Genomic DNA, 11,778 nt, shown 5'->3' on the forward strand with positions numbered 1-11,778 from the left:
CGCGGTGTAATTTGCTGTCCTTATTCACCGTAGAACAATGCCTGTAACACGCCTGGGTAAAGGTCTTTAACTAATAAAAATATTTTTTGATGAGCGTATTTATACATAATATATATAGATAATTAAAGTTATTACTTACAGATAAAACAACCCCATCCTGTCAGCAAGATGAGGTTGAAAGCTATAACTATTTCTGCAAATTAGATAAATTTCAGATGTCTACAATCGCTCGATCTATACAAGCTCTCATTTTTTCTGATAAAGTTCGGACATGGGGTTCTCTAAAAATAGAGTCGTGGTTTCCTGGAACATTTTGAATATCCAAACCTTCTAAAACCATTTCACTCCAACCCATCTGAGGGTCAACGTCTCGTTTTTCCAATGCAAATCGCTCTTCTGCTCGGAATACAGTAACTCGACCGGGATAAGCTTGTAGAACGTATTCTCTGGCAGCCTGTTTATTAGCCTCTTCGATTGTTAATTTCCGGTAGTTATAAGGTACAGTCCGCCAGATTATTAAGGAAAATTTAAAGATAAATTTTCGGAACTTTTCTTGAAGTTTATACTTTAGCCAAGAGCTTTTGTTTCTTATTTGCTCAAGTACGTAATTAGTCCCAAGTTTTGTCAGGTTGTCCCAATGCTGAGAAACTCGTTTTTCTAATGGCGCTTGTTTAACATAATTTGGGCCAGTAGTATCAAATAAAGCTAAAAAAGCTACTTTTTGACCTTGTTTTACGAGTTGTTGAGCCATTTCCCAAGCTACTAGTCCGCCAAAGGAGGAGCCACCCAAAAAATAAGGGCCTTCAGGTTGAATAGTTTGTATCTCTTTGATGTAATGAGCCGCCATTTCCCCAAGCTTGGTAAAGGGAGCTTCTTTCCCACTTAATCCTCGTGCTTGTAGTGCATAAAATGGCTGATTTTCACCCAAATGAAGTGATAAATCTCGATAGTAAAGGACACTTAAACCAATTGCATGGATACAAAATAGAGGTGGCTTAGAACCTTTGGGCTGCATTGGTACTAGTGATGACCAAGGCATCGATTTTTCTGAGTTGATACCAGTACTACTATCAATTTGATTATGCCTTTCTGGCAAAGACCCTTGCTGGCGAATAATATTAGTTAATTCCTCAATGGTTGAAGATTGCAAGAGAATAGCTAAAGGCAGATTTAGACCAAATGTTTTTTCAATCTGAGAAAACAGGTGTACTGCAAGTAATGAGTTTCCACCCAAATCAAAAAAGTTGTCTTTTATGCCAATGGGATGAATACCTAAAAGATTTTCCCAAATTTTAGTTAACTGAAGTTGTAATAGATCTTCTGTGGCAAATGTTTTTTCTATTTTAGAATTATTTTGATTTAGCGCAGATAAGGCTTTGCGATCAACTTGGTCATTAGCATTTAATGGTAGAGAATCAACTATGAAAAAGGCAGAAGGTAATAAATGTTTAGGTAACTTTTGCTGGAGAAAATTCAGTAGTTGTTGACTCCCAAAAGTCTCCCCTTGTTTGGGGACAACATAAGCAACTAAATCTTTATCCCCAAGAACATCTTCTTTGGCAATCACCACAGTTTTTTGCACACCTGGATATTGACCCAAAATTGTCTCAATTTCAGCCAGTTCAATGCGAAAGCCGCGAATTTTTACCTGATTGTCTAAGCGGCTTATAAACTCAATATTGCCGTCACTTAAGTAGCATCCGAAGTCACCAGTTCTGTAAAGGTATGCCCTATCGCTGCTAAAGGGATTGGGGATAAATTTCTCAGATGTTAATTCGGGACGATTAAAGTAGCCTTGGGTAACACCGATACCGCTGATGTAGATTTCACCAGTTACACCAATAGGGAGGAGTTGCGATCGCCGATCGAGAATGTATATTTGGGTATTGGCGATCGCTTTTCCTATGGGAATTTCTGAGCGAGTGTTGTCTTCAGTGGCTATCTCTGGATCGTAAACTGTGGCGGTTAAAGTTGTTTCTAGCGATCCATAGGCATTCAACCAGCGTACTTGCTTGCCAACTTTTTCTACCCAAGTTAAATAAGCATGGCGTGAGACTTTTTCGCCACCAACCATGACTAAGCGCAAGCTGGCTGGCAAGGTTTGTGGAGATATAGATGGTTTAATTAACTCATACCAAACATAAGTAGGTAAATTGACAATGGTAATCTTTTGTTGAGCAATAAATGGGAAAAACTGCGTCGTCGAGTTTTGTAGCTCTTGAGACTGGAGAATTGCGGTAGCACCAGTAATCCAAGTGGGGAAAAGTGATTCAATGAAAGTATCACAATTGCTACTAGATATAAGTAGCAGGCGATCGCTCTGAGTCAACTCCCAAGTTTCGCTAATTGCCAAGCTGTGGCTGACAAGATTACGGTGGGTAATAGCTATACCGTTGGGTTTTCCATTGCAGCCGGACACATACATTACACAGGCGAGAGTCCGAGCTGTGCCATAACTTTCTGGATTTTCAGTCACGTGTACGGCAATAACTTCCCAATCACTATCCAAACAGATAGCTTGTGCCTGATGCTCAGAGAGCTTCTCAACCAATGAGCTTTGGGTTAACACCAAAGATATTTGGGCATCTTCTAAAATGACAGCCAAATCATCTCGCCCAGATGTCGGAGCGATCGGTACGTAAGTTCCCCCGACTTTCAAAATACTCAATAGCCCCACAATCATCTTTAGGGAAGGCTCTAGATAAAGACCGACGAGTACCTCCGATTTTACCCCCAGAGTTTGCAAATAGTGGGCTAGTTGATTTGCACGCTGATTAAGTTCCTGATAGGTTAGTTGCTGATTTTCAAAACTTACTGCAATATTATTTGGAGTTCTTTTAGCTTGAGTTTCAAACCACTTATGAATACAAGTATCCTGGGGATAATCAGCTTGTTTATTATTCCACTCAACTAACAATTGATGTTGTTCAGGCGCTGTCAACAGAGGTAATTCAGCAATCGGGCGATCGGGATTAGCAACAATACCTTCGAGTAAAGTTTTGAAGTGTCCCAACATCCGCTCTATTGTACTGGCATCAAACATCTCGGCATTGTAATCGAATACCATGCCCAGACCATTATCCTGTTCCCGCAAGACCAATGTTAGATCGTATTTAGTTTTGCCATGATAGATGTAGCCAAATAGAGAAGTGATAGTCAAATCAGGTAGTTGCACTGATGCCATGCCACGACCATTCGACCAAGGAGGATTGAGGGAGAATTTTACCTGGAACAGGGGCGAACTATTGCGACTTTGCTGTTCTGGTTTAAGTTCTTCAATTAGCTTTTCAAAAGGTAGGTCTTGATGGGTATAAGCCTCTAAGCAATCCTTACGCACTCGGTCTAATAATTCTCGGTAAGTTGGGTTTCCTGCAAAGTTACTCCGCAGTACAAGAGTATTAGAAAAAAATCCAATCAGCCCTTCGGTTTCAACTTGTCCTCGACCTGCACTTGCAAAGCTAATTAGTAGGTCTTCTTGTCCAGAATAACGATAGAGCAATAGCTCGAATGCTGCCAATAGAGTCATGAACAGGGTGACACCCCATTTTTGACTCAGGTCTGTCAGAGCATGGTTTAGCGCCTTTGATAGCAGCAGGGCCGCGCGATCGCCTCGATAGGTTTGCACGCTTTGAGGACGGGGGCGATCGTAAGGTAACTCAATGATCGGTAAATTGCCTTCTAGCTTTTGCTTCCAGTAGTTTACCTGTGACTCTAAAACCTCTCCCTGGAGCCATTGATATTGCCAATTGGTAAAATCAGCATACTGCACTGGTAAGGGAGTTAAAAGAGAAGCCTTTCCTACCGACAATGCTTTATAGATAGTAGTGAGGTCTTGATAGAACAGATCGGACGAAGCTCCATCACAAACTATACAGTGCATATTCCAAATTAGCAGATGCTCGCGATCGCTCAACCGAAGCAGTAACACCCGCAAAATCGGCCCATTGCCTAAATCGAAGGGTTGATGAGCTTCTTTAGTTGCCAGTAGATGAGCTTCCGCCTCTCGTTGTTCATCTGGTACTTGCCGTAAGTCAATTATTGGTAATGTCAAAGAAACATCAGTGGCAATTACTTGAGTGGGCTTTCCATTCACTGCCGGAAAAGTTGTCCGCAGAACTTCATGGCGACGGACGACTTCTCTTAAACTTTCCTCTAAGACAGCAACATTGAGATTCCCCGTAAAACGTACCACCACTGGCATATTGTTTGAGGAACTATCAGGTTCAAACTGATGAAGAAACCATATCCGTTGTTGACCAAAGGAAAGCGGTAAGTTGCCATTCCGTTCACAAGCGACAATTGGGGGAATTTGTGAACTGGCGGCTGTGTTAATTTGTCGGAGGAAGTTGATGATTTCGGCTTTTTGAGTTTTTAACTCGGTCAACAATTCTGGTGTGAGACTATCTTTTGCGGCCCGATAGCGTAAGCGTTCGCCCTCTAGCCAAAGTTTGACATCGCGCTGACGTAGCTCAGATAGTAGTTCATTTAATGTTTTCATAGCTCACCTTCCTCGTAATCATCAGCTTCACTCTCAGTAGCTTGAACGCCTTGGGTTGCCCACCGCAGAGTTTCCACTCGTTCAGCCAAATCCGCTACCGTTGGTAATTCAAATAAATTGGACATCAGAATTTCTGCTTGCAAGGCTTGGCGCACTCGAGAAACCACTTGAATTCCTAGTAGAGAATATCCACCCAATTCAAAAAAGTTGTCGTAAATTCCAACCTGCTTGACATTAAGAACCTGCGCCCAGATATCTGCAATCTGCTGTTCAATGAAAGTGCGAGGTGCTACATAATTTGCCTCTAGTTCTGGGCGGGAAGCATCTGGCTGTGGCAATGCCTTGCGATCAACTTTGCCATTGGGGGTTAACGGCATAGCTTCCAGTGCCATAAAGATTGTTGGCACCATAAAGTCAGGAAGTTGCTGTTTCAAGAATCGACGCAATTGCGAAATAACTTGCAAGCCATCTTGAGCAGTTTCGGCAACAATATAACCTACTAAATTAGTCTCATTCGGAATGTCTTCTCGAACAATTACAATAGCTTCTTTTACTTCTGGATGTTGCAAAAGTGCGGTTTCAATTTCACCCAATTCTATGCGGAAGCCACGCAGTTTTACCTGATAGTCGATACGACCCAAGTAGTCAATATGTCCATCTGGTAAATAACGAGCCAAATCTCCAGTTTTGTATAAGCGCGATTTAGGGTTTGAGCTGAAGGGATTAGAAATAAATCTCTCAGCAGTCAGTTCGGGACGATTTAAATATCCCCTTGCTAATCCTTCGCCACCAATATACAACTCACCTGATATACCAATGGGAACGGGTTGTAAATGCGAGTCTAAAATATAGATTTGCGTATTAGCGAGAGGGCAACCAATATCTATTGGTTTATTTGCTGTTGTCACCTTGTAGCCTGTTGACCAAATCGTTGTTTCTGTAGGCCCGTACAGGTTCCACAGAGAAGCTCCCTTCAGTAATAATTGATTTGCGAGGTCTTTAGGTAAGGCTTCGCCTGTGGAAATCATCTTCAGTTGAGGACTACCTTGCCATCCGGCTGCCAGTAATAGCCGCCAAGTAACTGGTGTCGGTTGCATAAAGGTTGCCCCGGAGGTGGTTAAGGCTTTTAACAGTTGTGTGCCGTCAGCCGCAATTTCACGGCTTACCAATACCAACTTTGCACCTACAGACAGGGGTAGAAAAATTTCTGAAACGGCAATATCAAAGGATAGGCTAGTAACAGAGAGGAGAGTATCTTCAGCAGTTAAACCGGGTTCTTGAGCGATCGCCTGAAGGAGATTAACAGCACTCTGATGCTGAATTTGAACGCCTTTTGGTTGACCTGTTGAGCCAGATGTATAGATGACGTAGGCTAAGTTATTGGCAGTGACGTTATGTGTCGGGTTATCTAAGCCATAATCTATGGATTGCCAGTTGCTATCAAGGCAAACAATCTCTGCTTGATGTTTGGGTAGACCTGATTTTAGCTTTTGCTGCGTTAGTAGCACTGATACCTGAGCATCTTGCAGCATGAAAGCTAAACGTTCTTGAGGATAAGCATAATCTAATGGTACATAAGCTCCCCCGGCTTTGAGAATGCCTAAAACTCCTATAACCATTTCTAAACTGCGCTCGACACACAGACCAACTATAACTTCTGACCCGACTCCTAAGCTTTGGAGGTAATGAGCTAGCTGATTGGCTCGCAAATTAAGTTCGCGGTAGCTAATTTGTTCATTTTCAAAAACTACAGCGATCGCATCTGGCGTCTTTTCCACTTGAGTTTCAAACAGCTGATGAATGCAGATATTTTGGGGATAAGCTGTTTGAGTATTGTTCCATGTTGCTAATAACTGTTGCTCAACTGCTGGCAAAATTGGCAATTTAGCAATACTTTGATTAGGGTCAGCAACTATGCCCAATAACAAAGTTTCAAACTCTGCCATCCGGCGGCGGATAGTATCAGCGTCAAATAAATTAGTGTTGTACTGGCATTCGAGGATAAGTTCACCATGCAATTCCGTAGCATTGATAAACAGTTCAAAATTCTCGAAGGCGCGGGGATTGGAGAAAAATTCTACTTCTAAATTAATAAAGGGAAGTCGAGCGCTGTCTAAAGCTTGATCGACATTAAATATAATCGGTACTAAAGGAATGCGGCTAGAATCTCGTGGCAATACTAATTTTTTGACCAGACTGCCAAAGGTAGATTGTTGATGGTCATAAGCATCTAAGACAGCCGATCGCCGCGATCGCAAGTAGTCGCTGAAAGATTTTTCACCATTAATCTGGCTACGTAAAGGTAGTAAATTTACGCAGTGACCTACAAGATTATATTGCCCTAAAGCAGCTTGTCCGGCGGCTGGAATACCTACAACTAAGTCATTTTGTTTTGTGAGACGGTGCAGCCAGACCTCAAATCCTGACAAAATGGTGGTCATAAAGCTACAACCGAGTTTTGTTCCTAGTTGTTTGAGGTTGGTAACTAGTTCGGGATTTAAATGCCAATCTTCGCGGGCGGCGTTAAAGGTTCTGAGTGGGGGACGGGGGCGATCGCTAGGGAAATCCAGTACAGGTACATCAGCGAATTGTTCCAACCAATATTTTTCTGTGGCGATCGCTTCTGGACTATCCGCTTCTTCTTCCTGCAAAATCGCATATTCACTGAAGTAGTCTGGTTCTTCTAATTCAGGAACAATACCCTGTTGCAAGCCAGAATAAAGTTTACCCAAATCTGGCATCAGCACAGCCCAAGACCAACCATCACAAATAATATGATGAGCTGTCAAAATAGCTAGATGCTCCTGCGGCTGCAATTTGACAATTTTTACCCGAAATAGAGGGCCATGTTCCAAATCAAAAGGTTGCTCTACCTCTTGTCGCCAGATACTAGCTAATTTTTCCTGTTGTTCCTGTAGTTCTAGGTTAGAAAGTTCAATAATCGGAATTTCAATTTGCCGAGAAGCAACAATGCATAGTGTATTGCCATCGGTACTAAAAGTTGTCCGTAGTGCTTCATGACGTTGTACTAACTTTTCCACCGCAGATTGGAAAACTTTGACATCAAGTTCGCCTTTTAGTCGCAGAGATTGAGACTCGTTATAAGCACAATTGGCAGCATCTCCCATTTGCACAGAAGCCCAAATTTCTTTTTGTGATTCTGTAGCAGGGGCGGTTAAAAGTAATTCTCCATCTGCAAATGGATCGAAATCAACCGCAGTTAATGTGGATTGGTAATCTATCGGTGATAAAGTCATAAAAATTTATTATTTTCTCAGTTTATTGAATGTGATTAAATCTCAATCTTTTTTTTACTAATAACTTTCAATACATTGTTTATCTAAAATTTTAGACTTTAAATAATTACGCGCTGGAACTTCTACAAATTTATATGTTAATGATGCAGCCAATAAAATAATCATCAGAAATACTCCTAAAGATATCAACGATTGATATTCTGTAAATCCTTTGCCAAAAACATCGTGAAATTTATAAAACCAGAAAACTTTTAATAATTCTTGAATAAACCAATGAACCATATAAATTGAGTAAGATATAGTCCCTATATATAGCATTAACTGTGAATTTAGAAACTTTGATGTTACACTTTTGTTGTTGATAGATACTGATAAAATCAGTAGAGAAAAAGCTGGTAAAATTAGCCAATCATGAATGTTACGAAAATTATGCCAATAGTAATGCATAATTAAAATTATCCAAGTTATAGCTATAATTGCCAATAAATTAAGATTGAAATACTTTTTATAATCACCTCTACGGTAAATTTTGTAAGTAATAATACCAAGTATGCATTCTAGTCCACATCTAGCTATCGAAGGGATGCCAATAATAGTATCTAAATTGCCACGGGTAAAGGTGATTAGTATTAATATACTAAAGAGAGTAAAATGATAAATGATCAAATCGCTTTTGAGGTTGTTTTTTAATAAGATTAATAATAAAAATGGAAATATGCAATAAATAAAAAACTCTACGCTAATTGACCAAGACGGTTCATTCCAATAGGTATTACACCATAATAAAGGTGGGCACTTTAGGTCAAAGGCTTGTAAAATAAAAATATTGGCAACAAGAGCAGTTAAGTTAAATTTACCAGTAAAAACAGAAGCGTTTAGGAAAAGTAGTTTTACAAACTCTAATCCCACAAATAGAGAAATAATAAATATATGTATGGGATAAATTCTAGCAAAACGCGAGAATAAATATAAACTATAGTTTTTTAAACTTACTTTTAAATAAAAATTCTCCGCATAGACGTGGGTCATGATAAAACCACTCAAAATAAAGAAAAAGTCAACCCATAAATATCCATTTGTAAAAAAATTGCTGTAATTTGATAAAGTTGAACCTGTTTTCGGTAACCCGTAAGAACAAAAATGGTGTACAACAACAACTAAGGCTGCAATACCGCGTAAAGAAGTGAGCGATTTGATATGTTTATACATTGATATTTTTGGTTTTAGTTTCTATCTATAGCAATCCTATTTGAGTTGTGAAAATTGTTTTTAATCTAGACGCATAGTTGCTTGCTGTTGGCTGTAATGTGTAACGTTGCATATAAGTAAACTACGTGGAGTAGCTAAAATAGAAGATTTCACAAATAATTTAGAATTGCTATAGAATACCAATTCAGTATTCAGGCTAATTAATAATTAATCATTTGAGAAAAATTAGATTTTTTTCATAATCTTGTCGGTAAATTGCTTTAGCCTTCCTTCAAGAGATTTGAGTCTTAATACACCAGAGCGCAGTAGCATAAATTTACTTTTCGGTCGGCGATCGGATAGAAGACCTAGAGCAAAAATTTTAATCCGGTCTTTCAGGACAGACTTACCTGGTGGAGTAGGTTCCAATCCCAGTCTGCGTAAATAACTGTTGATTTGATATATTCTGGCTTTAAGATCGTAAGGTCGCAGATAAAAGAGGATACTTAAAGCTACAGAGACATTATTACTATTTTTAGCCCAATGGGGTGCCAGTATTGGATGATGGAGTCCCTTGCCTGGTTGCAAATGGTAAACCCTTGCTTTACTTTGATTTTCCTCTCTATAATTTGCTACATTCAGGTCGCCTACATAAAATTTTTCAATTTCCTCTTCGCTCAGTACAGAACGATCGTTTTGATTGAAGAGGCTCATATCTTTTTCGCCCTGAATTTGAAACAAGAAATTCAACTCACTATCGATATGGTAAGGTGTAATAGAATTGGGAGAACCAATAAAGATGTAAGCACCTAGCCACGTCATTTGCTGCCGAAGAGGCTTACCTGTAAGAGTTTCGAGTTCAGTTATAATTTGGTCAACCAAGGCAGCATATTCTGGGTCTACTTGAACATCTTCAAGCATGACCCAAGAATCCGATTCTCCAATATGTGCGATCGCCTCATTAATTTGCTTGATTCCAGGTCTTTGATTCCACTTTTGATCAACAGGAACTTTGCTGATATAAGACTGGATTTTATTTGTTCTACCCTGACTTAGCATAGTATTTGCTAGCTCAACTAAGCGGGGGATTTCAAATAAAGGATGTCCTGCAAGGTTATGCGAAAACATGAAGTGAGAAGAGTTAAAGTTTTCCCGAAAGTTTGAAATATCGGTTTCAATGATTTGTTCGGGAAGCTTCGCATCGGACTTTATAGAACTCGGTTCAAGTAGATTATCAACTGACATACGAAACCTGGATGGATGAGTATTTACTATTTGCAAAAGTTTGTGCAATTGCTTTTTTAGAACACTTTAAGAAACACTGGCAACTTGTAGATATTTCCCAGGACGCTCGGTATCGGGAATATACCAAGCGGGGTTGCCTTGAGGATCTCGTCCTAATCTGGCATCAGGTTGCGGAGGACGATTGCGTAGGCTGTTATTGGTAATTTCGGGGTTTGGTACTTCTATGGGTGGTGCAGAGAAGAAGCCAGCAGACTGCATTTCGGCAATACTTTCTTTAAAGGCTGCCATTACAAAAGCTAGATCGGCTTCAGAATGGGCTGTTGTCAAGAAGCAAGGACGGTGATCCCAAGTATGCACTCCCTTATCCCGCAGCAAGTAAAACAGTAAATCTCCGTAAGCAAACTCTGGTGCAGATTTCACCATAAACAGTGAGCCGAAATTATAAGCTGTAAACGGAGCTTGAACTTGCTGGAAATAACCCATGAGTTCCGCTACAAACTTATCGGTTCTGGCATTGAGATTTTGCTGTAAGCTGGGGCCACTCTGCTTCAAATGCTGAAGTACTGCTTTCGCTGCGGCTAATGCTAAAGGATGGCGGACGAAAGTGCCGGCGAAGTAAGTCACGCCTACTTCTGGAACGGAGTCATCGCCAAACTGCCAAAACCCTCCATCCAAAGCATCCATATATTGTGATTTGCCAGCAATGACCCCAATCGGCAGTCCGCCACCGACAATCTTACCGTAGGTTGCTATATCCGCCTTGATACCGAAATGTGCTTGAGCGCCACCTGGATGAATTCTGAATCCAGTAACGATTTCATCAAAAATCAGAGCAATACCAGCTTCTGTGGTGAAATCACGCAATTGCTGGAGAAATTCTTTAGGCTGGTATTCAGGGCGACGGCTTTGCACAGATTCCACCATCACTGCTGCTAACTCATCAGCCCGACTTCTGAGAATTTCTAGAGACTCAGGCGAATCGTAGTCCACCACCAAAATGTTCTCTACCATTTCAGGTGGAATACCAGGAGCAGCTGGAATTGACCGGAGTTTCTTTGTACCTCGAACAATTACTTCATCCAAAATACCGTGATAAGCTCCAGAAAAGATGGCGATTAAGTTACGCCCTGTGATGGTGCGTGCCATCCGCATCGCTCCCAGAACCGCTTCTGAACCTGTGTTGCAAAAAGCTACTCGGTCAAAGTTGGTCAACTCACACATTAGCTTTGCCACTTCTCCAACTAAGGGAGTTTGTGGCCCGATTTCCATGCCGAGTTTCAGTTGTGCTTCAATTACTTCAGTAATGAAAGGTGGCGACCAACCAAACAAATTCAAGCCAAAGCCATTGCTTAAATCGACATATTCATTGTCATCAACATCCCAAAGTTTAGAACCTGATGAACGAGACACCACAATAGGATAAACCATCTCTTTCATCGTCGGGTTAAACCCGGAAACAGTTCTTGGGTCTGCTAAATAAGGGCGATGAGTTTGAGTATATAGCGGTTCTCAGTTGGGTGCAATATAGTAACAGCAGTGGGTGAACCATCCAATAATGTCTTTTTTAGTTACCGCATTCAGAGCATTTGT

The 11,778-nt window shown here is 40.6% G+C and carries 5 protein-coding genes; all 5 read right to left on the bottom strand.

The features are described 5' to 3' along the window. Positions 1–211: 211 nt before the first annotated feature. Positions 212–4,498 (bottom strand): amino acid adenylation domain-containing protein, encoded by a 4,287-nt coding sequence (locus V7K89_RS31755; protein ID WP_335194482.1) that lies wholly within the window; start codon positions 4,496–4,498, stop codon positions 212–214. Continuing rightward, on the bottom strand, positions 4,495–7,755 hold the full coding sequence (locus V7K89_RS31760; RefSeq protein WP_335194484.1) for a non-ribosomal peptide synthetase: 3,261 nt from the start codon (positions 7,753–7,755) through the stop codon (positions 4,495–4,497). Before V7K89_RS31760 ends, V7K89_RS31755 begins: the two co-directional genes overlap by 4 nt. Positions 7,756–7,812: 57 nt before the next feature. Beyond that, positions 7,813–8,964, bottom strand: coding sequence for an acyltransferase family protein (locus V7K89_RS31765; RefSeq protein ID WP_335194486.1), 1,152 nt, complete (start codon positions 8,962–8,964; stop codon positions 7,813–7,815). A 225-nt stretch (positions 8,965–9,189) separates the two neighbouring features. Continuing rightward, complete coding sequence (locus tag V7K89_RS31770) at positions 9,190–10,188, bottom strand: cupin-like domain-containing protein (protein ID WP_335194488.1); 999 nt, start codon at positions 10,186–10,188, stop codon at positions 9,190–9,192. Between the two features lie 66 nt (positions 10,189–10,254). Continuing rightward, positions 10,255–11,625, bottom strand: coding sequence for an aminotransferase class III-fold pyridoxal phosphate-dependent enzyme (locus V7K89_RS31775; RefSeq protein ID WP_335194490.1), 1,371 nt, complete (start codon positions 11,623–11,625; stop codon positions 10,255–10,257). Positions 11,626–11,778 lie beyond the last annotated feature (153 nt).

Source organism: Nostoc sp., assembly GCF_036917515.1.
Taxonomy (GTDB): domain Bacteria; phylum Cyanobacteriota; class Cyanobacteriia; order Cyanobacteriales; family Nostocaceae; genus Nostoc.

Coding starts and splice junctions, on each gene's coding strand:
- V7K89_RS31755 (WP_335194482.1), bottom strand. CDS start 4,498: ATGAAAACATTAAATGAACTACTATCTGAGCTACGTCAGCGCGATGTC.
- V7K89_RS31760 (WP_335194484.1), bottom strand. CDS start 7,755: ATGACTTTATCACCGATAGATTACCAATCCACATTAACTGCGGTTGAT.
- V7K89_RS31765 (WP_335194486.1), bottom strand. CDS start 8,964: ATGTATAAACATATCAAATCGCTCACTTCTTTACGCGGTATTGCAGCC.
- V7K89_RS31770 (WP_335194488.1), bottom strand. CDS start 10,188: ATGTCAGTTGATAATCTACTTGAACCGAGTTCTATAAAGTCCGATGCG.
- V7K89_RS31775 (WP_335194490.1), bottom strand. CDS start 11,625: ATGAAAGAGATGGTTTATCCTATTGTGGTGTCTCGTTCATCAGGTTCT.